The 22,585-nt window shown below is 72.8% G+C and carries 19 protein-coding genes; 9 read left to right on the top strand and 10 right to left on the bottom strand.

Annotated elements, in window-relative coordinates; genetic code table 11:
* The first annotated feature begins 129 nt into the window (after positions 1 to 129).
* Entirely contained in the window at positions 130 to 2,964 is a 2,835-nt protein-coding gene (locus DB033_RS06090; RefSeq protein ID WP_111767285.1) for an FAD-binding and (Fe-S)-binding domain-containing protein, read from the top strand.
* A 24-nt stretch (positions 2,965 to 2,988) separates the two neighbouring features.
* Here the strand turns inward: DB033_RS06090 and DB033_RS06085 are convergent, their stop codons facing one another.
* The gene (locus DB033_RS06085; RefSeq protein WP_111765894.1) at positions 2,989 to 3,759 is read right to left on the bottom strand and encodes an SGNH/GDSL hydrolase family protein; all 771 of its coding nucleotides are present in this window, start codon (positions 3,757 to 3,759) and stop codon (positions 2,989 to 2,991) included.
* Between the two features lie 240 nt (positions 3,760 to 3,999).
* Between DB033_RS06085 and DB033_RS06080 the strand changes: the two genes are divergently transcribed.
* On the top strand, positions 4,000 to 4,923 hold the full coding sequence (locus DB033_RS06080; protein ID WP_111765893.1) for an FAD-dependent oxidoreductase: 924 nt from the start codon (positions 4,000 to 4,002) through the stop codon (positions 4,921 to 4,923).
* 411 nt (positions 4,924 to 5,334) lie between these two features.
* Here DB033_RS06080 and DB033_RS21635 read toward each other — a convergent pair whose 3' ends face one another.
* The 3 genes from DB033_RS21635 to DB033_RS06065 form a co-directional block, all read right to left on the bottom strand.
* The gene (locus tag DB033_RS21635; RefSeq protein WP_111765892.1) at positions 5,335 to 8,235 is read right to left on the bottom strand and encodes a helix-turn-helix transcriptional regulator; all 2,901 of its coding nucleotides are present in this window, start codon (positions 8,233 to 8,235) and stop codon (positions 5,335 to 5,337) included.
* A gap of 58 nt (positions 8,236 to 8,293) precedes the next feature.
* Positions 8,294 to 8,512 carry a hypothetical protein gene (locus DB033_RS06070; protein ID WP_111765891.1) on the bottom strand — a complete coding sequence of 73 codons (219 nt, stop codon included), beginning with the start codon at positions 8,510 to 8,512 and terminating at the stop codon, positions 8,294 to 8,296.
* 98 nt (positions 8,513 to 8,610) lie between these two features.
* A complete protein-coding gene (locus tag DB033_RS06065; protein WP_111765890.1) occupies positions 8,611 to 9,036 on the bottom strand; it encodes a hotdog fold thioesterase in 426 nt (141 codons plus the stop codon).
* 176 nt (positions 9,037 to 9,212) lie between these two features.
* On the opposite strand from DB033_RS06065, the gene polA reads away from it, so the two are divergent.
* The 3 genes from polA to DB033_RS06050 all read left to right on the top strand — a co-directional run bounded on the left by polA (position 9,213) and on the right by DB033_RS06050 (position 13,048).
* Complete coding sequence (polA, locus tag DB033_RS06060) at positions 9,213 to 11,966, top strand: DNA polymerase I (protein WP_240615768.1); 2,754 nt, start codon at positions 9,213 to 9,215, stop codon at positions 11,964 to 11,966.
* Between the two features lie 82 nt (positions 11,967 to 12,048).
* Entirely contained in the window at positions 12,049 to 12,348 is a 300-nt protein-coding gene (locus DB033_RS21365; protein ID WP_240615767.1) for a DUF805 domain-containing protein, read from the top strand.
* A 184-nt stretch (positions 12,349 to 12,532) separates the two neighbouring features.
* Positions 12,533 to 13,048: a DUF1990 family protein gene (locus DB033_RS06050; protein ID WP_157970532.1), complete on the top strand. Its 516-nt coding sequence runs from the start codon at positions 12,533 to 12,535 to the stop codon at positions 13,046 to 13,048.
* A 127-nt stretch (positions 13,049 to 13,175) separates the two neighbouring features.
* Here DB033_RS06050 and DB033_RS06045 read toward each other — a convergent pair whose 3' ends face one another.
* From DB033_RS06045 to DB033_RS06035, 3 genes are all read right to left on the bottom strand, one after another.
* Positions 13,176 to 14,741 carry a GMC family oxidoreductase gene (locus DB033_RS06045; protein ID WP_111765888.1) on the bottom strand — a complete coding sequence of 522 codons (1,566 nt, stop codon included), beginning with the start codon at positions 14,739 to 14,741 and terminating at the stop codon, positions 13,176 to 13,178.
* Positions 14,738 to 15,277, bottom strand: a complete 540-nt coding sequence (locus tag DB033_RS20575) for a hypothetical protein (RefSeq protein ID WP_157970531.1) — start codon at positions 15,275 to 15,277, stop codon at positions 14,738 to 14,740. The genes DB033_RS06045 and DB033_RS20575 overlap by 4 nt, the downstream gene beginning before the upstream one ends.
* A gap of 99 nt (positions 15,278 to 15,376) precedes the next feature.
* Complete coding sequence (locus DB033_RS06035; RefSeq protein ID WP_111765887.1) at positions 15,377 to 16,138, bottom strand: IclR family transcriptional regulator; 762 nt, start codon at positions 16,136 to 16,138, stop codon at positions 15,377 to 15,379.
* Between the two features lie 119 nt (positions 16,139 to 16,257).
* Between DB033_RS06035 and DB033_RS06030 the strand changes: the two genes are divergently transcribed.
* Positions 16,258 to 16,578, top strand: a complete 321-nt coding sequence (locus DB033_RS06030) for a putative quinol monooxygenase (RefSeq protein ID WP_111765886.1) — start codon at positions 16,258 to 16,260, stop codon at positions 16,576 to 16,578.
* A 25-nt stretch (positions 16,579 to 16,603) separates the two neighbouring features.
* On the opposite strand, the gene DB033_RS20570 is transcribed toward DB033_RS06030, so the two are convergent.
* On the bottom strand, positions 16,604 to 17,275 hold the full coding sequence (locus DB033_RS20570) for a hypothetical protein (protein WP_157970530.1): 672 nt from the start codon (positions 17,273 to 17,275) through the stop codon (positions 16,604 to 16,606).
* A 122-nt stretch (positions 17,276 to 17,397) separates the two neighbouring features.
* Positions 17,398 to 18,267 (bottom strand): class I SAM-dependent methyltransferase, encoded by an 870-nt coding sequence (locus DB033_RS06020; protein ID WP_420814049.1) that lies wholly within the window; start codon positions 18,265 to 18,267, stop codon positions 17,398 to 17,400.
* Positions 18,268 to 18,571: 304 nt separating this feature from the next.
* Between DB033_RS06020 and rpsA the strand changes: the two genes are divergently transcribed.
* Together rpsA and DB033_RS06010 are read left to right on the top strand one after the other, a co-directional pair.
* Complete coding sequence (gene rpsA, locus DB033_RS06015) at positions 18,572 to 20,068, top strand: 30S ribosomal protein S1 (RefSeq protein WP_111765884.1); 1,497 nt, start codon at positions 18,572 to 18,574, stop codon at positions 20,066 to 20,068.
* Between the two features lie 186 nt (positions 20,069 to 20,254).
* Positions 20,255 to 21,025, top strand: coding sequence for a hypothetical protein (locus DB033_RS06010; protein WP_111765883.1), 771 nt, complete (start codon positions 20,255 to 20,257; stop codon positions 21,023 to 21,025).
* A 48-nt stretch (positions 21,026 to 21,073) separates the two neighbouring features.
* Here the strand turns inward: DB033_RS06010 and DB033_RS20565 are convergent, their stop codons facing one another.
* The gene (locus tag DB033_RS20565; RefSeq protein WP_157970529.1) at positions 21,074 to 21,241 is read right to left on the bottom strand and encodes a hypothetical protein; all 168 of its coding nucleotides are present in this window, start codon (positions 21,239 to 21,241) and stop codon (positions 21,074 to 21,076) included.
* A 129-nt stretch (positions 21,242 to 21,370) separates the two neighbouring features.
* On the opposite strand from DB033_RS20565, the gene coaE reads away from it, so the two are divergent.
* Positions 21,371 to 22,579 (top strand): dephospho-CoA kinase, encoded by a 1,209-nt coding sequence (gene coaE / locus DB033_RS06005; RefSeq protein WP_111765882.1) that lies wholly within the window; start codon positions 21,371 to 21,373, stop codon positions 22,577 to 22,579.
* Positions 22,580 to 22,585 lie beyond the last annotated feature (6 nt).

The following is a 22,585-nucleotide window of genomic DNA, read 5'->3' as shown; positions in this document are numbered from 1 at the left end:
CCGCCGCGGGCGCCGACCGGAGGACCGGCCCGGCGCCGGCGATGGTCGCTCCCCACAGTCGACGTCGGTGCCCGGCGGGGCCCGGGCTGCCGCAGAATGAACCGGACGGACGAGGTGGGGAGCGGCGCGATGGCGGGCCTGAGCGACACGGTGGTACGGGCTCTGGGCGCCGCCGTCGGACCGGACGCTGTGCGCACCCGCGCGACCGACCGGCTGGGGATGGCCCACGACGCCTCGCACTTCCTGCTGACCCCGGCCGCGGTGGCCACCCCCACCGACGCCGACGCGGTGGCCCGGTTGTTCGCGGTCAGCGCCGCCCAGGGCCTGCCCCTGACGTTCCGGTCGGGCGGCACCAGCCTGTCCGGACAGGCCGTCGGGAACGGCATCCTGGCCGACACCCGGCGGCACTTCCGGGGGATCGAGGTGCTCGACGGCGGCGCCCGGGTGCGGGTCGGACCGGGTGCCACCGTGCGTCAGGTCAACCAGCGGCTGTCCCGGCTCGGGCGCAAGCTCGGACCCGACCCCGCGAGCGAGAGCGCCTGCACCATCGGCGGGGTCGTCGCCAACAACTCCAGCGGCATGGCCTGCGGAACGGTCCAGAACACCTACAACACGGTCGAGTCGATGGTGGTGGTGCTGCCCAGCGGCACGGTGCTGGACACCGCGGACACCGACGCCGACGACCGGCTGCGTGCCCTGGAACCGGAGCTGCACGCCGGTCTGGACCGGCTCCGCGACCGGGTCCGGGGCGACGCGGCGTCGGTGGCGCTGCTGCGGCACCAGTTCTCGATGAAGAACACCATGGGATACGGGCTGAACGCCTTCCTCGACCACGACCTCCCCGTCGACATCCTGAGCCACCTCGTCGTCGGCAGCGAGGGCACCCTGGCGTTCGTGGCCTCGGTCGTCTTCCGGACCGTGCCGCTGCTGTCGGAGGCGGTCACCGGGCTGCTGGTGTTCGACGACCTCAGCCGCGCGACCGCGGCGCTGCCGGCCCTGGTGTCGACGGGGCCGGCCACCATCGAGTTGATGGACGCGGCGTCGCTGCGGGTGGGCCAGCGGGACCTGCAGGCGGATCCGGTGCTGCGGGAGCTGGCCGTCGACCGGCACGCGGCGCTGCTGGTCGAGTACCAGGCGGAGTCGGTCGGCGAGGTCCGGGCCCGGGCGGCGGCCGCGGCCACGGTCCTGCGGTCGCTGCCGCTCGCCGGGCCGGCGGCGTTGTCGGCCGACCCGCGCACCCGGGCCGGTCTCTGGCACATCCGCAAGGGGCTGTACGCGACGGTGGCCGAGGCCCGGCCGTCCGGGACCACCGCGATGCTCGAGGACATCTCGGTGCCGGTGCCGGCGTTGCTGCCCACCTGCGAGGAGCTGACCCGGCTGTTCGACCGGCACGGCTACACCGACAGCGTCATCTTCGGGCACGCCAAGGACGGCAACATCCACTTCATGCTCACCGAGCGGCTGGGCGCGGGAGCCTCGCTGGACCGGTTCGCCGCGTTCACCGACGACATGGTCGATCTCGTGCTCGACCAGGGCGGATCGCTGAAGGCGGAACACGGCACCGGGCGGGTGATGGCGCCCTACGTGCGCCGCCAGTACGGCGACGAGCTGTACGCGGTGATGCGTGAGATCAAGCGGCTCTGCGACCCGCGCGGGGTCCTCAACCCGGGTGTCATCATCACCGACGACGCGTCCGCCCACCTGAAGAACCTCAAGACCACCCCCACCGTCGAGGCCGAGGTGGACCGCTGCGTCGAGTGCGGCTACTGCGAACCCGTCTGCCCCAGCCGGGATCTCACCACCACGCCGCGACAGCGGATCGTGCTGCGCCGCGAGATGCAGCGCGCCCGCGAGCTCGGCGACACCGCGCTGCTCGCCGAGCTGGAGCGGGAGTACGACTACGACGCGGTCGACACCTGCGCGGTCGACGGCATGTGCCAGACGGCCTGCCCGGTGTTGATCAACACCGGCGACCTGATGAAGAGGCTGCGCGCCGAGGGCGCCGGCCGGGTGGCCCGCAGCGGCTGGACCTCCGCGGCCCGGCACTGGAACGGCGCGACCCGCACGGCGTCGAAGGCGCTGGACGTGGCGGCCGCGCTGCCGTCGCCCCTGGTGCTCGGCCCCAACCGCCTGGCCCGCACCGTGATCGATCATGACGTGCTCCCGTTGTGGTCGCCGGAGCTCCCGGGCGGCGGTGAGCCGCGGCCCCGACCGGTGTCCGCGAGGGGGAGCCGGCCGGCGTCGGACCGGGACACCGTCGACGCGGTCTACTTCGCCGCCTGTGTGGGGACGATGTTCGGGCCCGCCGACGGGTCACCGGGCGTACGGTCGGCCTTCGAGACCCTTTGCGAGCGTGCCGGTCTGACGCTGCGCCACCCCGAGGGCCTGCCCGGCCTGTGCTGCGGGACGCCGTGGAAGTCCAAGGGGATGACCGGCGGGTACGAGGCGATGACGGCGAAGGTGCTGCCGGCGCTGCGACGGGCCAGTCACGACGGCGAGATCCCGATCGTCTGCGACGCCTCGTCGTGCACCGAGGGTCTGCGGCAGATGCTGGAGAACTCGGTCGGCGGCGGCCCGCTGATGTTCGTCGACAGCGTGGCGTTCGTCGAGGCCGAGGTGCTGCCGCGGCTCGAGATCAGCGCCCCGCTGGACTCTCTCGCGGTGCACCCGACCTGCTCGTCGACCCGGATGGGGCTCAACGGCGAGCTGCTGGCGGTGGCCTCCGCGGTGGCGGCGCACGTCACCGTGCCCGCGACCTGGGGTTGCTGCGGCTTCGCCGGTGACCGCGGACTGCTGCACCCCGAACTGACCGCCGCCGCCACGGCGGCGCAGGGTGCGGAGGTCGCCGCGGGGGAGTACGACGGCTACGCGTCCTGCAACCGGACCTGCGAGCTGGGGATGACGCGGGCCACCGGGCACCCGTACGAGCACATCCTGGAGACGCTGGAGCGCGTCAGCCGCTGACGCCGGCAGCGGAGTCGGCGGGGGTCACCGCAACCGGGACGGGACCGGGCGGCGTGGCTGCAGGGTGTCGCCGGACGAGGAGCGGGTGAGTCGGCGCTTCACCCAGGGGGCGAGATGGCGGCGGGCCCAGACGAGGTCGGCGGCCCGCTTGTCACGCGCCGACAACACCGGCGCCGGAGCCAGTTCCAGCGGCTGCAGGTCGTGCGCCACGCCGAGCGCGTCGAGGACGGCGATGGCCACCAGCTGATGACCGGCCGGCGACAGGTGCAGACGGTCGACGTCCCACATCCGCGGGTCGTCCAGCGCGCGCATCCGCCAGAAGTCGACGAGGGTGGCACCGTGCCGGTCGGCGACCTCGCGCACCAGCTCGTTGTAGATGGCGAACCGGCCGCGGAGAGCGGCGAAGATCCCGGACGCGCTCGGCCCGCCGGTGTCGTAGGCGGTGAACAGGACCAGACGCGCACCGGTGGCGGCGAGCCGCCGGATGCCGTCGGCGTAGAGGGCGACGAGAGCGTCGATGTCGACCCGGGGACGCAGGACGTCGTTGACGCCGGCGTAGAGCGTGACGAGGTCGGGCGCCAACGCGACCGCCGGCTCCACCTGCTCGGCGATGATCTGGCCCAGCTTGCGGCCGCGGATGGCCAGGTTGGCGTAGGTCAGGTCGTCCTGCCTCGCCGCCAGGACCTCGGCGACCCGGTCGGCCCAGCCCCGCACCCCGTTCGGCCGCGTGTCGTCGGGATCGCCGACGCCTTCGGTGAAGGAGTCACCCAGGGCCACGAAGCGGTGAAAAGTCACCCCGACAGGGTAGTGCGCGACCGGTCACCACGGACGGTCGGTGGGCCGCCGGCCGGGTCCGGGCCCGTCGGGCGCTGCGCGCTCCGGGTGCGTGCCAGTCGGGCGCTGCGCGCTCCGGGTGCGGGCCCGTCGGGCACTGCGCGCTGCGGGTGCGGCACACGCTGAGCTCCGGGTGCGGCACACGCTGCGCGCTCCGGGTGCGGCACACGCTGCGCGCTCCGGGTGCGGCACACTCGGCGGATGGCAGCGGTGGTCGTGGTGGGCGCGGGTGTGGTCGGACTGTCGTGTGCGGTGCGGCTGCTGGAGGCCGGCCACGAGGTCCGGGTGCTGGCCCGGGAGCTGCCGACGGAGACCACCTCCGCGGTCGCCGCGGCGCTCTGGTATCCGTACCGGGCCCACCCCGAGGCGCTGGTCACCGGGTGGTCGCGCACCGGCTACGGCGCGTTCGCGACGCTGGCCGACGACCCCGCGACCGGCGTCCGGATGCTCGCCGGCACCGAGGTGCTGCGCATCCCGTCACCGGATCCGTGGTGGCGCTCAGCGGTGCCGTCGTTGGCCCGCACCGGATCGCCGCCGGCGCCCTACGAGGACGGCTGGAGCTTCGTGGCCCCGGTGATCGAGATGCCCGTCTACCTGCCGTGGCTGGCCGCGCGGGTGGGGGAGCTCGGCGGCAGCCTCACCCGACGGGAGCTCACCGCGCTGCCCGACGGCCCGGAGACGGTGGTCAACGCGACCGGCCTGGGCGCCCGGCGGACGGTCTCGGACTCCTCGGTGTTCCCCGTCCGAGGACAGGTCGTGTACGTCGAGCAGGTCGGTCTGGACCGGTGGTGGCTGGACGGCGCCGCGCCGGTGTACGTCATCCCGCGCAGCCGCGACATCGTCGTGGGCGGCACCGACGACGAGGGCGAGTGGGACCTCGCCGTCGACACCGCCGTCGCCGGCACGATCCTCGAGCGTGCGTGCGCGCTGGTGCCCGAGTTGCGGGGCGCGCGCGTCGTCGGGCATCGCACCGGCCTGCGGCCGGCGCGGCCCGCCGTCCGCCTCGAGGTGGAGCGGCGCGCCGACCGGTCGCCGGTGGTGCACTGCTACGGCCACGGTGGGGCCGGTGTGACGCTGTCCTGGGGATGCGCCGACGAGGTCGCCGCGCTGGTCGCCGGCCTGTGACCGTGCGGGCGGCCGCCCGCCTGTGACCGTGCGGCCGGCCGCCGGCCGTCCTGGCCCCGGCCGCCCCGCAGCCCGCCGCCTGCCGTCCTGCCGGGGTCGGTCCGCCGCCGGCCGTCCTGCCGCTGGCCGCCGCCGGCGCCCGCCGCCGGCCGTTCTGCCGGGGTCGGTCCGCCGCCGGCCGCTCTGCCCCGCCGCCCCGCCGTCGCCCGCCGTCGGTCGTCCTCCGCCCCGCCGCCCGCGGCCCGTCCGACCCGGCCGCCGGACGCCCGTCGTCCTGCCCCGGCCGTTCCGCCCCGGCTGCCCGCCGCTCGTCGTCCCTGTCCTGCCCCCGGCCGCCCGCCGCCGGCCGTCCTGCCCCGGTCGGACGACATCCGTTGCCGCCAGCCGGATCCGGTTTCCCGCAGAGCCGCGTCACGGGTCCAGCAGGCCCCGGTCACGCGCGATCGCCGCCGCCTCGGTACGGCTGGTGGCACCCAGCTTCGCCAGGATGTTGGAGACGTGCACCGACACGGTCTTGGTGGAGATGAACAACCGGGCGGCGATGTCGCCGTTGCTGCGGCCCCGCGCCACCTGGGCCAGCACCTCGCGCTCGCGGGTGGTGAGCGCCCGGGTGCCGGGTTCGAGAGTGCCTGTCAGGCGGTCGATCTCGGCCAGCAGCGGATGGGCGCGGACCGCCTGCGCGGTCCGGCGGGCGGCGTCCAGGACGGTCCCGGCTTCCGCGGTGCGACCGGCGGCCAGCAGCACCGCCGCGAGGCGGGTCTGCGAGCGGGCCCGTTCGTGGACGTTGCCGAAGCGGTCGAAGTCGTCGACGGACGACCGCCACCGCCGTTCGAGCTCCGCTGGTGGCGGCGCGCCGCGGTTGGCCAGCCACCGCAACCGGTCCGCCTCGGCGTGCACCCGACCGGCCCACGCGACCGCCTCGACCCCGAGGGTGGCGTCGCCGTCCAGCATGGCCTGCACCTGCTGCTCGGCAGCGGCGGCACGCTCGACGACACGGAGCTGCTCGACCCGGGGGAGGCGCTCGACGACCCGGGCGAACTGGCCGAGCAACAGCGCCGCGTTGCGGATCCGGGCGTGGAAGCAAGCGTCGTGCCACACGTCGGTCATCACCGTGACCAGGTCGTCGTGGACCTGTTCGGCGGCCGCGAGATCGCCGGCGTCGCCGAACAGGTCGATCAACCCGGCGGCACTGTGGACGGCCAGGGTGACGTCCTGATCCCACAGGGCCTGCAACTCCCGGCCGTCGCCCAGCGCGGCCGTGTCGCCGCGACCGGCGGCGACCAGCAACGCCACCGCGCGCAGCAGTGCCCGTCCGAGCGGCGGTACGTCGGGTCCGACGGTGGTCAGCGCGAGCACGTCGTCCCACCGACCCCGGATGTGGTCGACCACGGCGGCGAACACCCGCCCGTCGAAGCCGTACGGCCCCCACCGCCATCCCGTCTCCTCGGCCCGGTGCATCGCGGCCCGGAACAGCCGTCCCGCCTCGTCGAGGTCACCGTCGGCGTAGTGCACGAACGCCAGCTGGTGCAGCCCGCGCAACTCGCCCAGCACGTGACCCTCGGCGCGGGAGTCGGCGACCAGCGTGTCGAACCGCCGCCGGATGAGCGCGCGGTCACCGCCACCGCGGGCGGCCAGCCGGGCCAGCGTCGTGGCCGCGTCGGCGACCACCTCGCCGGAGCCCAGCGTCTCGGCCATCGCCAACGCGTGCTCGGCGACCGCGACGGCTTCCCGGTCGCGCCGCACCCCGGACAGCACGCGGGCGCGCAACGCCTCGACCCGGGCCCGGAGCAGGCCCGGTTCGGCCGAGACGATCTGCATCGCCGCGGCGCTGGCACGGTCGGCGGCGTCGTCCATATCGGCGTAGTAGGCCGTGTTGCCCGCTCCCAGCAGCAGGCGGCCCCGGCCCGCCACGTCGTCGGCGGGCAGCCGGTCCAGGTGCTCGCGGAAGAAGTTGGCGGCGGTCCGCAGCGCCCCCGCCGCCACCAGTGCGTCGCCTGCCGCCACCACCACGTCGATCAGATCGGTGCCCGGCGGCGCGTGCGCGGCGACGGTCAGCGCACGGTGGTAGTGCCGGGAGGCCTCGTCGTGTCCGCCGACCCGGACGGCCTCGTCGCCCGCGCGGACGTCGGCGGAGAAGGCCACCGCGGGATCGTCGGCAGCGTGGGCGTGCAGTGCGATCTCGGCGGCCGGTGCCGGCGGGACCGCCTGCAGCAGCGCGTCGAGGTAGCGGCGGTGCAGGCGGCGGCGCTCGCCCGGCAGCAGATCGTCGTGGACGGCTTCCGCGAGCAGGGCATGGCGGAACCGGTAGCCGCCACGCCGGTCGCTCACCAGCACCTTCTGGTCGATCGCGGCGTGCAGGGCACGGTCGAGGTCCCCGTCGACGAGACCGGTGACCTCGGCGAGCAGTGACTCCCCGGGCCGGGCACCGGCGCAGGCGACCGCCTTCGCCACCGCGGTGGCCGCTTCGTCCAGGCGGTCGACCCGGACCAGCAGCAGATCCGCCAGCGTCGCTGGCAGTCCGCCGCCGGCGTCGGCGTCGCGCAGCTCCTCGGCGTAGAACGCGTTGCCGGCCGCCCGCCGGACCATCGTCCGCAGCTCTTCCCCGGACGGCGGTACGCCCCGGGCGCGGACCAGCGCGGCAATGTCGTCATCGGCGAGCGGACTGAGTTCCAGCCGCTCGACGTGCGGCATCCGGGTCCACTCGGCGACCGATTCGCGCAGGGGGTGGCGGCGGTGCAGATCGTCGGATCGGTAGCTGATCACCAGGTGCACGGGGGCGACGAATCGTTGGGCGAGCAGGAACCGCAGCAGCTGCCGCGTCGAACCGTCGGCCCAGTGCGCGTCCTCCACCACCAGCAGCAGCGGCTGGGTGCCGGCGAGATGGTCCAGGGCCGCCGCGATGGCGGCGAACAGCGCCGTCCGGTCGACACCGCCCCGCCGTTCGTCCGATCCGGCCCGGGCGGGCAGCAGGGCGTCCAGCGCCGGGAGGCGGTGCACGATCTCGTCGCTCTGCGCGGCGTCCAGCGAACCGAACGCCTCGATGAAGGGTTGGTAGGGCATGGCGTCGTCACCGAGATCCAGGCAGTGCCCGACCAGCGCGAGGTGTCCCGCGCCCGCGGCGCGCACGACCGCCTCCTCGAGCAGACGCGTCTTGCCGATCCCGGCGTCGCCGCTGAGGAGCACCGCGGCCGGCACACCCCCGGGCTCGACACCACTCGCTTCCAGGAGTCGTCGCAGCTCCGGCCGACGACCGAGCAGCGGCGTCACCGCCGACCGCGCGGCCGGTCGCTGGACGGATGCCGGTTCAGCCATGACGGGATCATGGCGCAGCCCACCGACAGTGGCCAGTGCCGCGGCCCGTCCGGCCCGGTCAGTGGGGGACGGCGGTCGGCGGCACCGGCAGGTGGTGTCGACCGGCGGTGGCCAGGACCGCCGGCGCCGGCGGGTGTGGGGAGCGGAGCACGCGGTCCCACAGTGCCCGCAGTCGGGACCGGGGGCGCCGGGCGCGGACGGGGCGGTACCGGCGGTGTGCGCCGGCCAGCTCCAGGCGACGTTGGATCTCGGCGTGGACGGTGGCTTCGGGACTCATCAACATGTCCTCGAGCCTCGGCCGCTGAGGTAGCGGTGGGCATCGGGAGACCTCCCTAATTCCGCGCCCGCGGAGCACCTCAGACCGGTGGCGTCGACTCAGCCGGTCGGCGGCGCGGGTGCCGGACGGGCGCGGCCGGCGTCGATGTAGGCGCAGGTCAACCGGGCGGTGCAGATCCGTCGGTGGTTCTCGTCGGAGATGACGATCTCGAAGCTGGCCACCGCCCGGCCGATGTGCGCCGGCGTGCTCACGCCGAACACGGTCCCGGTGCTCATCGCGCGGTGGTGGGTGCAGTTCAGGTCGGTGCCGACGGCCATCCGGCCGGCCGGGGCGACAAGGGCTGCGTGCACACTGCCCAGGGTCTCGGCCAGCACGGCCGAGGCACCGCCGTGCAGCAGCCCGAACGGCTGCCGGTTCCCGGCCACGGGCATGGTCCCCGAGGTCCGCGCCGCCGTGTGCTCGGTGACGACGATCCCCAACTTCGCGGCGAGCTCGCCGGTACCCAGGCTGGTGAAGTCGGTCATCGTCGTCCTCGCTGTCCGGAAGGTCGTCGTCCGCCCGCGGCGGGCGGACGAGGGAAGGCTACGTCCCGACTCGCGGTCCACCGGCCGCGGCCGGTACGGGCGGGGTGGGCGGGCCGGGTGGGCGGGTTCCGCCGCCACGGCGGTGACTGTCGGACCCCGACCCTAGAGTGGTGCCCGTGAGTGCTCCCACCCTGAAACCCGGTCCGGTCGGCCCCTACGGCGGCGCCGCGGGGAAACCGACGCTGCTGCTGCTCGACGGTCACTCACTGGCCTACCGCGCCTTCTACGCACTGCCGGCGGAGAAGTTCGCCACCAGCAGCGGCCAGCACACCAACGCCGTGTACGGCTTCACCTCCATGCTGCTCAACCTCTTGCGGGACGAACGGCCCACCCACGTCGCCGTCGCCTTCGACCTGTCGCGGCAGACCTGGCGCAGCGAGGAGTTCGTCGCCTACAAGGCCAACCGGTCCAGCGCGCCGAACGAGTTCAAGGGCCAGGTCGAGCTGGTCCGCGAGGTGCTCAACGCCCTGCGGATCCCGTCCCTGACGGCGGTCAACTTCGAGGCCGACGACGTCATCGCCACGCTCACCACCCACGCCACCGCACAGGGCATGACGGTGCGGATCTGTACCGGCGACCGCGACGCCATCCAGCTGGTGACCCCCGACGTGACCGTGCTGTACCCGGTCAAGGGCGTCTCGGACATGACCCGGTTCACCCCGGAGTCGGTGCAGGCGAAGTACGCGCTGAGTCCGGCGCAGTATCCGGATTTCGCGGCCCTGCGGGGCGACCCGTCGGACAACCTGCCGAACATCCCCGGGGTGGGCGAGAAGACCGCGGCCAAGTGGGTCGCCGAGTACGGCTCGCTGGCCACCCTCGCCGACCGGGTCGACGAGGTCCCCGGCAAGGCCGGCGGCCTGCTCCGGGCGGCGCTGCCGCAGGTGCTGATGAACCGGCGGTTGACCGAACTCGTCCGGGACGTGCCGCTGGACGTCGATCCACTGGTCGACCTCGAGGCGCAGCCCTACGACCGGGACGCCGTGCACGACATCTTCGACCAGCTGCAGTTCCGGGTCCTGCGGGAGCGGCTGCTGGAGTACTTCCAGCAGACCGACGTCACCAGCGACGAGAAGTTCCAGCTCGACGGCGGACTCCTGGAACCGGGCTCGGTGCGCGACTGGCTGACCGAGAACGCCGTCGGCCGCAAGGTCGGCATCTGGGTCACCGGCACCTGGATCCGGGGTGACGGCGACCCGCGGATGCTCTCCGTCGCCGCCCCCGGCGGGGTGGCCGCGGCGATCGACCCGATCCGGGTCGACGCCGACGACGACGCCGCGCTCGGCGCCTGGCTCGCCGACGCGAGCTCCGAGAAGGTCGGCCACGACGTCAAGCTCGCCGCCAACATCCTGGCCGGCCGCGGTTGGGAGTTGCGGGGCGTGGTCAGCGACACCGCGCTGGCGGCCTACCTCGCGCTCCCCGGGCAGCGCACCTTCGACCTGTCCGACCTGGTCCAGCGCTACCTGCACCGGACGCTCACCGCGGAGACGCCGGTTCCCACGCCGGAGGCCCAGCTGTCCTTCGAGCTGGACGCCGACGCCGAGTCCGACGGCGCCGCCGACGCGGCCGCCGCCGAGGACATGCTGCGGGCTCTGGCGGTGCTCGACCTGGACACAGCGCTCACCACGCAGCTGACCACCGCCGGCCAGCTCGACCTGATGCGCAAGCTGGAGCTGCCGCTGACCGTCGTCCTCGGCGCCGTCGAGCGCACCGGCATCGCGGTCGACACCGACGGCCTGCAGGCGTTGCAGAGCGACTTCGCCGCGGAGGCCGCGACCGCGGCGCAGGCCGCCTACGACGCGATCGGGCACGAGGTGAACCTCGGGTCGCCCAAGCAGCTGCAGGTCGTGCTGTTCGACGAGCTGCAGATGCCCAAGACCAAGCGCACCAAGACGGGGTACACCACCGACGCCGACGCGCTGGCCGCCCTGCACGAGCAGGCTCCGCACCCGTTCCTGACGTCGCTGCTGCGGCACCGTGACGTGTCCAAGCTGCGCACCACCGTCGACGGCCTGATCAAGGCGGTCGGCGACGACGGCCGGATCCACACCACCTACCAGCAGACCATCGCCATCACCGGCCGGCTCTCCTCGACCGAGCCCAACCTGCAGAACATCCCGGTCCGCACGGACGAGGGCCGCCGCATCCGCGGGGTGTTCGTCGCCTCCGACGGCTACGAGAGCGTCATGACGGCCGACTACTCGCAGATCGAGATGCGCATCATGGCGCACCTGTCCAAGGACGAAGGCCTCATCGAGGCCTTCCACTCGGGCGAGGACCTGCACTCGTTCGTCGCGGCGCAGGCGTTCAACATCCCCATCGAGCAGGTCCACGGTGAGATGCGCCGGCGGATCAAGGCCATGACCTACGGCCTGGTCTACGGGCTCTCGGCGTTCGGGCTGTCGAACCAGCTCAAGATCAGCCGCGAAGAGGCGCAGGCGCAGATGGACCTGTACTTCTCCCGCTTCGGCGGGGTCCGCGAGTACCTGCGCCGGGTGGTCGACACCGCTCGTGTCGAGGGCTACACCGAGACGCTGCTGGGACGCCGGCGCTACATCCCCGACCTGACCAGCGACAACCGGCAGCGCCGCGAGCTCGCCGAGCGCAACGCACTCAACGCGCCGATCCAGGGCAGCGCCGCCGACCTCATCAAGGTGGCGATGCTCAAGGTCGACGCCCGGATCCGGGCCGAGCGGCTGAAGTCGCGGCTGCTGCTGCAGGTGCACGACGAACTCGTCGCCGAGGTGGCCCCGGGGGAGCAGGAAGCGATCGCCACCGTGCTGCGGGAGGAGATGGGCACCGCCTACCAGCTCGACGTGCCGCTCGACGTCTCGATCGGGATCGGTCACAGTTGGGAGGCTGCTGCACATTAGCCCTCACGCTGCGTGAGCGATCGGATACTCTCTGTTCGATGCGGTGGCGTGGTGTCACCGCTCGAGACCCAGGGGGGTACCCATGTCCGAAGTGATCACCACCGAAGAGATCACCACCACCACGAACCAGCTGAGCAACCTCAGCAGCGGCGCCATTGCGACCGCGATCATCATCGGCTCCGTCGTGTTCGTCATCATGCTGATCGCCTACACCAACGTCATCGCCCGGGCCGGCTACTCGCGGGTGTGGATCCTCATCATGCTGGTGCCCATCGCCAACATCGTGTTCCTGCTCATCTTCTGCTTCAAGGAGTGGCCGGTACAGCGCGAACTGGCCGCGCTGCGGTCGCGCGTCGGCCATCAGCCCGCGCAGCAGTACTGACGCAACGCCGCGCCCGGTGCCGGTTCGGGGCGGCGCAGGGAGCGGTCCGACCCGCCGACGCCGGGTCGGAAACTCTCTGCCGCTCCGGACGGCCGAACCGGAGCAGGTACTCACCCGGGCGCGGCGTCGACCGTCCGTCCGCTCGACGTCCGGAACCGGACGGGCGATCGGTACCGTCGTCACGGTGACCGTCGGACGCTTGACCGCAGCCGAGGCCGACCGTCTGCGGCGGCGGCCTCCCCTACGGGGCGTCCCCCGGCTGACGTCGTCGACGGTGCAGCGCAGCGCCGTGGTCGGCTCCGGAACGGCGGACTTCGAGCGTGCCACCGACCTGCTGCTGTCGTGGGGGGTGCAGGCGGGCGCCGGGCTGGTCCTCAGGGCCACCGATCCCACCGTCCGCCCGGAGGGCGTGGTGCGTCAGGAGTTCCGCTGCGGCCCGCTGACCCTGGTGGCCCCGTGCGAGGTCACCGACGTGTGGCGGGACGACACCGGCGCCGGTTTCCGCTACCACACGCTGCCCGGCCACCCCGAGCACGGTGCCGAGACCTTCGAGCTCGACCTCGGCGCCGGCGGCGAGGTCACGTTCCGGATCACCGCCGTCTCCCGTCCGGGCACCTGGCTGACCATCGTCGGCCTTCCGGTCATGCGACTCGTGCAGCACCGCATCATCGGTCGCTACCTGCGGACGTTCGACCGCTGAACCGACGTCCCGGTGGGCCGCCGGGCTGCGCCGCGGCGCAGACCCGGGACCGACTCCCGCCGCGCGGGCCCGCGCACGCGGACCCGGGACCGGACCGCCCCCGACGGAACGGCCCGGCCCGGGTCGGTCAAAGCCGACCGGCCGCGAGTTCCGAGGCGAGATGGTCGGCCTGCCGGATGGCCAGCGCGACGATGGTGAGCGTCGGGTTGGCCGCGGCGCCCGTGGTCATCTGCGAGCCGTCACTGACGAAGAGGTTCGGCACGTCGTGGGCCCTGCCGTGGCTGTCGACCACGCCGTCCTCGGCCCGCGCGCTCATCCGGCAGCTGCCCAGGTTGTGCGTCGACGGGTACGGCGGGGTGTGGTGCACATGGACCGCCCCGACCGCGTCGTAGACCGCATCGGCCGCGGCGTACGCGTGGTTGCGCATCGCGACGTCGTTGGGGTGGTCGTCGAAGTGCACGTGCGGTACCGGCAGCCCCCACTGGTCCTTGACCTCGGGGTCCAGCGTGATGCGGTTGCTCTCCTGCGGCATGTCCTCGCCGACGAGCCACATACCGGCGGTCCGCTCGTAGGCCTCCATCTTCGCGGTGAAGCTGCGGCCCCACTCGCCGGGCTCCACGAAGCTGGCCAGGAAAGCCGGGCCCAGCGACAGCGTCTCCATGTAGTAGCCGCCGACGAAGCCGCGGGACGGGTCGTGCTTGGCCTCGTCGGCGATCAACCCGGCCATCGTCTCGCCGCGGTACATCCGGACCGGGTTCTCGAACTGGGCGTACGCCGAGCCGGTCATGTGCCGCATGTAGTTGCGGCCCACCTGGCCGGAGCTGTTGGCCAGTCCGTCCGGGTGCAGCGACGACGCGCTCATCAGCAACAACCGAGGCGTCTCGATGGAGTTGCCGGCCACGCACACCACCCGGGCCGACTGCCGGTGCAGGTTGCCCGCGGCGTCGAGGTACTCGACCGCGTCGACCTTCCCGCTCGCGTCGTGGTTGATCTTCGTGGCGTGGCACTCCGGGCGCAGGTCGAGCAGCCCGGTGGCCAGCGCCCGCGGGATCTCCCGCACGAGGGTGGACCACTTCGAACCCTGCTTGTCGCCCTGGAAGTTGAACCCGTCCTGGACGGTGGCGGGGCGGCCGTCGTACGGCGTCGCGTTCGTGGCGTACGGGCCGGTCGCGTAGTAGCGGTAGCCGACCTTGTCGGCACCGTTGGCCAGCACCTTGTAGTTGTTGTTCGCCGGCAGCGGCGGCCGGCCGTGCCGGTGCGTCGACCCCATGGCGATCTCGGCCCGGTCGTACCAGGGCGCCATCTCCTCGAGGGTCACCGGCCAGTCGAGCAGGTTCGCGCCGGCCACCGGGCCGTAGGTGGACAGCGCCTTGAACTCGTGGGCCATGAAGCGCGGGGTCGCCCCCGACCAGTGCGTGGTGGTGCCGCCGACGGCCTTGACGATCCATGCGGGCAGGTTCGGGAAGTCGTCGGCCACCCGCCAGGATCCGCTGGTGGTCCGCATGTCCAGCCAGGCCATCTGGCTGAAAGCGCGCCACTCGTCGTTCTCGTAGTCGTCGCCGGTGAGGTGCGGGCCGGCCTCGAGGACCACGCAGGGGATCCCTTTGGCGGTCAACTCGTACGCGAGGGTGCCGCCGCCGGCGCCTGATCCGATGATGACGACGGACGGTTCGCTGTGCTCGATGCTGGTCATGACCGGGCTCCCTGCTCGGTGGGGACGGGGACGAGTTCGGTGCGCGGTTCGCCGGCGTACTCCTCGATCCGGGGGTCGGGGAGCCAGTCGAGGTCGTCGAAGCCGCGGTGCAGGTATCCGCCCTTGTCGAACGACGCGCCCTCGTAGCCGAGGAGGTCCCACACCTCGTGGTCGTCGTACAGCGCGACGATCGTGGTGGAGTGCACCAGCTTGAAGAACGGGGTGTCGGCGATGGCCGTCACCGCGGCCGTGGCCGCGTCGTCGTCGAGGGCGGTGAAGTCGCCACCGGCGGCGGCGTCGAGGGCGTCGAGCCCGGCGGGGATCAGGTCGGCGCTGTCGGCGTCCCGGACGGCTCTGGCGGTGCGCTCGTAGGGCCCGTCGGGGAAGGTCGGGTGCGGGTAGGCGACCCGGATCAGCCGGACCAGCGTCGCGGTGCGGGCGCCGGTGAGACCGGTTCCGTCGTCCGCGGTCGCGGCGGTGTCCCTCTGCAGTTCGATCGGCTCCTGCGGAGACTGACCGGCTTGGATGTCGGGCATCGTTCCTCCTCGTCCCCTCACGTCGGTGTGAGGTGCAGCTCACACCGTAGGGAACGTGGGGCGGAGCGGACCAGCACCGTTCTCAACGGTTGAGAACGGTCAGCGACCCCGGAGGTGGGCGCCGACCCGGGACGCCACCTGGCGCAGCCGGGCCGGCAGCCGGCCGTCGTTGAGGGGGAAGCGGTCGACCTGGGCGCTGACCGCCACCGCGCCGACGAGGGCCACGTCCGGTCCGCGGACGGGCACCGCCGCGCAGGCCCAACCGGCCAGGAACTCCTCGTTCTCCCAGGCCACCCCCGTCGTGGCGACCTCGTCGAGGTGGGCGTTCAGCGCGGCCTTCTCGGTCATCGTGTTGGCGGCCAGCGCCCGCAACCCGTGCCGGTCGAGGTAGGTGTCGCGCGCGGGGCCGTCCAGGTCGGCCAGCAGGATCTTGCCGAACGCCGTGGCGTGCGGTGCCTCGTGGAAGCCGAACCGCATCGGTTGCAGACGGGGGCAGTCGGGGGAGTCGACGACGTGGACCACCACCAGCTCGGAGCCGCGGAGCACCGCCAGGTAGGCGGCGAAGCCCGTCGACTCGTGCAGCAGCGCGATCTCCCGGGTGACCGGCCGGGACAGCCCCAGCTGCCGGTGCAGCGACATCCCGAGCTGGTGCACCTGATGGCCCAGCTCGTAGCGTCCCTCGCTGCGGATGTGCACGAGGTAGTCGGCGTCGGAGAGCTCGGTGCACAGGCGGTAGACCGTGGGCAGCGGCAGCCCGGTGGCGTCGGCGATGTCCCTGGCGGTCGCCCCGCCCCGCTCGGCCACGACCTCCAGGATCTGCAGCGCACGGGCCACCGGCCCGGATCGAACAGCGTTGGTCACGGAACCAGTGTGCCGCGCCCTGCCCGCGCCGTCCGGTCCGTCCCGGGTTGACGGCGGCCGTCGGCTCAGCCCACGATCACCGTGCCCGCGACCGCCGGGGGCAGGAAGCGAGACGACGCATGTACCTGATCGTGGTCAAGTTCAAGGTCAAGCCGGAGTGGACCGACCGCTGGATGGATCTGGTCGGGGACTTCACCCGCTCCACCCGGCAGGAGCCGGGCAACCTGTGGTTCGAGTGGTCGCGCAGCATCGACGAGCCGGACACGTTCGTGCTGGTGGAGGCATTCACCGACGACGGTGCCGGACCGCACGTCAACAGCGCGCACTTCCAGCAGGCGATGAAGGACATGCCGCAGGCGCTGGTGGCGACGCCGAAGATCGTCAGCCGTCAGGTCGAGGGTGAGGGTTGGGGCGAGATGGGTGAGCTCACCGTCGAGTAGAGGTTGAGAGTTTCGGCGGGAGACGTCAGGACGCGGGGGCGATCCAGGTCGCGGGATCGCCCCAGGCGTAGCCGAACTCCAGGGTCGCGTCGCCGGGAGCGACGTCGAAGATGAGTTGACCCCGTTTCTGCTCCCACTCCGGGATCACACCGAACTCGGCCACCTCGGAATCCTGCTCGTCCGCCGCCCCGAAACCGGACTCCAGCAGCGGCCGGGAACGACGGCCCGTCGAGTCCAGCACGGTCCAGTCGCGGACGTCGTAGGAGAATTCGCCCTCGTAGCACTCGTAGTCGACGGTGACCCGGAGGACGGTCTCGGCGCCGGTGCCCTCGAAGGTCGCCCGCCGTACCCAGATGTCGGCTTCGCCGTCCTCATAGGTGCTGGTGATCGCCTCGCCGATGGACAGTCCGACCGGGGCGTCGTCCACCGGGCCGGACGGGGCGTCGGTCGTCGGTGCGCCCGTTGTCGGTGCGCCCACGGCTGCGTCGTCGGTCGTGCCGGTGTCGGTGGTCGTCGGCGTGGTGGTCGTCGGCGTGGTGGTCGTCGGGAAGGTGGTCGTGGTCGCAAGGGGGGCGATGGTGGCGCTCGCGGCGGCCCGTCCGTCGACGGTGGTGACGCATCCGGACAACACGACGGCGGTGACCGCCAGCATCGTGAAACCGATCGCGCGGACGGTGATCTGGTCGGTTCGGGGCACCGGGGGTCCTTCGCGGTCGTGGCACGCGCACCCCTTCGGTGGCGTCCTTTTCCGTCAGGTGACGAACGGACGCGACCTGCCGTCACGCCGCCCCGAGCTACGAACCGGTCACCGAGCGTCGGTCAGCGCTTCTCGCAGACGAAGATCGCGGTCCCCGGGAACACCTCGCCGCGCGTCCGCGACCACTGGCCCCAGGTCGCGTCCAGGTCCTCGGGCCAACTCGGCTCGACCAGCTCGGTGAGCGTGAACCCGGCGCCGACGAGGTCGCGCACCCGGTCGCCGAGCGTCCGGTGGTGCTCGACGTACGCGGGCTCGCCGTCCGCGTCGACCTCCACGTAGGGCCGGCGGTCGAAGTAGGACTGCACCGCGGTCAGTCCACGCTCGCCCGGGTCGTCGAGGAAGATCCAGCGCATCGGGTGCGTCACCGAGAACACCCAGCGGCCGCCCGGGCGCAGCACCCGCGCCACTTCGGCCATCACCGCCCCGGCGTCGGCGACGAAGGGCACCGCGCCGAACGCCGAGCACGCCACGTCGAACGCCGCATCCCGGAACGGCAGTGCCACCGCGTCGGCCTGCACCAACGGGACGTCGATCCCGGTGCGGCGGGCCGCCTCCTGCCCGTGACGCAGCATCCCGGCGGACAGGTCGAACGCGACGACCTGCGCACCCTGGGCGGCCAGCCAACGGGCGCACGGCGCGGAGCCGCAGCCCACCTCCAGCACCCGCCGGCCCCGGACGTCGCCCAGCAGCCCGACGTCGGCCTCCCGGACCCGTTCCGGACACCAGACGAAGTCGGCGTCGCCCAGGAACGTCCCGTGCTCCGCGTGGTAGTCGTCGGCATCGGCGTCCCACCAGCGGCGATTGGCGCGACGTGAGTCGTCGGGGCCGGCGGGGCGCTTGACCGGGCGGGTCGGGCCGAGGACGGCTTCGGCGGTACGGTGCGGATCGGACACGTCCCCGACACTAGGGGCCCGCGGAAGACACCCCGGCAGGTCCCCGCCCGGCGGTCGACTTTGACCTGACTGTGGTGCGGGGTACGCTTGTCGACGCGCTGTGGGTCTGTGCTGCCCTGTCGTCGATGTGCCGGTGTGACCGGTCCGGGAGCCTCCTGCTCACCGGCCCGGACATCCCGACGGGCCGCCCTTTCCGGGGCCCATCCTCGGCGGTCTCCCTCTTCCACCGCGTGCCGTCCGGATCGCCTCCCGCGGGCCGGCCGACGCTTCAGACCCTGTCCACAGTCACCCCGTCCCATGGCGCGGCGACCACACCCCACGTCCCTCCGGAGCAACCCCACACATGTCCGCACCTACCCGCACCGCCCCGCAAGTTGCCATCAACGACATCGGGTCGGCCGAGGATTTCCTCGCAGCAGTAGACAAGACGATCAAGTACTTCAATGACGGCGACATCGTCGAAGGCGTCATTGTCAAGGTCGATCGGGACGAAGTCCTGCTGGACATCGGCTACAAGACCGAGGGTGTCATCCCCTCGCGCGAACTCTCCATCAAGCACGATGTCGACCCCAGTGAGGTCGTCGAGGTCGGCGAGCACGTCGAGGCCCTGGTTCTCCAGAAGGAGGACAAGGAAGGCCGCCTGATCCTGTCGAAGAAGCGCGCCCAGTACGAGCGCGCGTGGGGCACGATCGAGAAGATCAAGGAAGAGGACGGCGTCGTCTCCGGCACCGTCATCGAGGTCGTCAAGGGCGGCCTCATCCTCGACATCGGTCTCCGTGGCTTCCTGCCCGCCTCGCTCGTCGAGATGCGCCGTGTGCGCGACCTCATGCCGTACGTCGGCCGGGTGCTGGACGCCAAGATCATCGAGCTGGACAAGAACCGCAACAACGTGGTGCTGTCCCGCCGTCAGTGGCTCGAGCAGACCCAGTCCGAGGTCCGCAGCGAGTTCCTCAACCAGCTCGGCAAGGGGCAGGTCCGCAAGGGCGTCGTCTCCTCGATCGTCAACTTCGGTGCGTTCGTCGACCTGGGTGGCGTGGACGGCCTGGTGCACGTCTCCGAGCTGTCCTGGAAGCACATCGACCACCCGTCCGAGGTCGTCGAGGTGGGCCAGGAGGTCACCGTCGAGGTTCTCGACGTCGACATGGACCGCGAGCGTGTCTCGCTGTCGCTCAAGGCGACGCAGGAAGACCCGTGGCGTCACTTCGCCCGGACCCACGCCATCGGCCAGGTCGTCCCAGGTCGGGTCACCAAGCTGGTGCCGTTCGGTGCGTTCGTCCGTGTCTACGACGGCATCGAGGGTCTGGTCCACATCTCCGAGCTGGCCGGTCGCCACGTGGAGATCCCGGAGCAGGTCGTGTCCGTCGACGACGAGATCTTCGTCCGCGTCATCGACATCGACCTCGAGCGTCGCCGGATCTCGCTGTCGCTCAAGCAGGCCAACGAGGGCATCACGCCGGACACCGAGTTCGACGAGGTGCGCGCCCAGTACGGCGTCGTGGACCACTACGACGAGCAGGGCAACTTCGTGCCGCCGGAGGGCTTCGACGTCGCCACCGGCGAGTGGCTCGAGGGCTTCGACGCGCAGCGTGAGGCCTGGGAGAAGCAGTACGCGGACGCCCAGGAGACCTACACCGCGCACCTGAAGCAGGTCGCCGCGGCGCAGGCCGCCGACGCCGCGGCGGCGGAGCCGAGCAACTACTCGTCCTCCACCGGTGACGCCGACGCCGCCGACGGTGACGACGCCGCCGCCGGTTCGTCGTACTCGTCGAGCGCCCCGACCGGTTCGCTCGTCAACGACGAGCAGCTGGCCGCTCTCAAGGAGCGCCTCGCCGGGAACTGACCGTCCCGCACCGCGACCGGAAGCCCCGGCCCGTCCACCTCGTGTGGGCGGGCCGGGGCTTCCGGCGTCTCCGGGACGGACCCGGTTGCCCGATCGCGACACCGCGGCGGTCCCGACCGTGCGCGGCCGGCGACGCGGCGGTGATCCTGCACGATCAGGCGCACCCACTTCATTACGGTTGTCGTTATGCGAACCCCCAGGCTCCTGTCCCTGTCCGCCGCCGTCCTGCTCAGCGGTGCGGTCCTCGTCGGCTGCGGCTCGTCCGACGACACCGCCCGCTCGACCGTGATCGTCACCGAGACCGCCGCCACCTCGGCGGTCGACACCACCGCCGACGCCACCGCCGACGCCACCGCAGGGACCACCACGGCCGGCACGGGGGCGACCAGCGGCGCGGTGGAGACCTCGGACCCGTCGACGTCGGCGTCGGAGACCTCGACGGGTTCGAGCACCTCCGAAGCGTCCGCGAGCGCGACCGAGTCGTCGGCGCCGGTGGTGTCGGTCGATCCGCTGGCGGCCGACTGCACCAAGATCATGAACCCGACCGAACTGGGCAAGGCGTTCGGCCAACTGCCCGCCGGGACGAACCGCATCCTCGAGGCAGCCAACCCCGAGCGGGAGATCACCGGCCGGCTGAAGTGCCAGTACGGCGTCGAGGGCGGATCGATCGCCGTCCAGGTCATCCTGGCCCAGTTCACCTCCCAGCAGGCCGCCGACGCCCAGCGCACGCTCACCGCCACGTCTGAAAGGCAGGCGGGGGCGAAGGACTCGACCACCACGGTCCTCGGCTACCCGGCGGACGTGCTGCTGCGCGACGGTGGCCTCATCGTCGCCGGCTACGACTCGTGGACGTTGTCCGTGGTGGTGGCGAACGGGATCGTTCCCGAGGACAAGCTGCCGGCCGCCCTCGAGGGCGCGGCGGAGTACGCGCTCAACCAGGTCGTCAGCACGGGCTGAGGCGCGCGGTCCCGGTGGCCGGAGGGTACGGCCGCGGTGACGACCGGTTCAGGCGGCGGCCGGGACGGGTCGTCGCGTCCGCACCGTCGGCGTCGTGGTGCGGTGACGTCCGGGCCGGAACCAGCCGAAGATGCCGCGCCGCACCCTGACCAGGGTGCGGACCGGGATGAGCCCCGGCGTTCCGTGGCGGTGCCGGCCGGTGGCGACGGCGTTCATGGGTGCTCCTCGGGTCGGTGACGTGGGCCCTGCCCGGGTGGGCGAGACTCGACGGTAGGCGGCGCCGTCGACGCCGTCGGTGACCGACACGGTCCGGCGGTCCGTCGGCGGTCGACAGGGGGAGACAACGTGCTGAGAGTGGCGGTCACCGGCGGGATCGGATCGGGGAAGAGCACCGTGTCGGCACGGCTCGCCCGGCAGGGCGCCGTCGTCGTCGACTCCGACCGGCTGGCACGCGAGGTGGTGGCCGTCGGGTCGCCGGGGCTCGCCGCCGTGGTGCAACGCTTCGGGCCCTCGATGCTGACATCCGACGGCGCCCTCGACCGGGCGGCTCTCGCTGCGGTCGTGTTCAGCGACCCGGACGCCCGACGGGCGTTGGAGGGCATCACGCATCCCCGGGTGCGCGCCCGATTCGACGAGCTCGCGGCGGCCGCCCCGGTCGACGCGGTGGTGGTGAACGACATCCCACTGCTGGTGGCGCTGCCGGTCGCGGCGGGGTTCCACCTCGTGATCGGCGTGGGCGCCGACGCCGAGCTGCGGGTCCGCCGCCTGATCGCGCGCGGTCTGGCCGAGGCCGACGCGCGGGCGCGGATCGCCGCCCAGATCGACGACGACACCCGGCGGCCGCTCACCGACGTCTGGCTCGACAACGACGGCGCCGCCGACGATCTCGCCGACCGGGTGGACCGCCTCTGGAGCGAACGGGTGCAGCCCTTCGAGGAGCTCCTGTTGCGTGGTGCTGCGGCTCCGCGTGACCGCCCGGAACCGGTCGCGCACGATCCGCGGTGGACGACCGACGCGGTCCGGTTGCTCGCGCGGGTGGGCCGGGCCGCCGGCGACGACACCGTGCGTCTGGACCACATCGGCGCCACCGCCGTCCCGGGACTGCCCGCCGATGACGTGCTGGAGCTGCAGTTGACGGTGTCCGACCTGGCGGCCGCCGAGCGCGTCGGGCCTGCGCTCACCCGCGCCGGGTTCGTCGCGATGCCCAACCGGGACACCGACACGCCGCATCCCGCGGACGCCGATCCGGCGCGGTGGCGCGCGAGATGGCACGCCAACGCCGATCCCGGTCGCGCGGTCGACCTGCACGTCCGCCCCGCGGACGGCCCGGGTTGGCGGTGGGCGCTGGCCATGCGGGACCGCCTCATCGCCGACGACGCCGAACGGGAGGCCCATCTGGCCCGGCAACGACGCTGGGCGGCCGAGCACGCCGACGACCCGGACGGTGCCGGCGTCGACGCGGCGCGCGAGGCGTGGTGGGGTGCCGCGGCGGAGCCGCTGGCCCGGTGGGTCGAGCGGACGGGGTGGCGGCCGGGCCCGGACTCACGCGTCTGACCTGCG

Source organism: Nakamurella deserti (assembly GCF_003260015.1).
Lineage (GTDB): Bacteria > Actinomycetota > Actinomycetes > Mycobacteriales > Nakamurellaceae > Nakamurella > Nakamurella deserti.
Note: the sequence above shows the minus strand (reverse complement) of the source record. Positions and strands in the feature narration are given on the sequence as shown.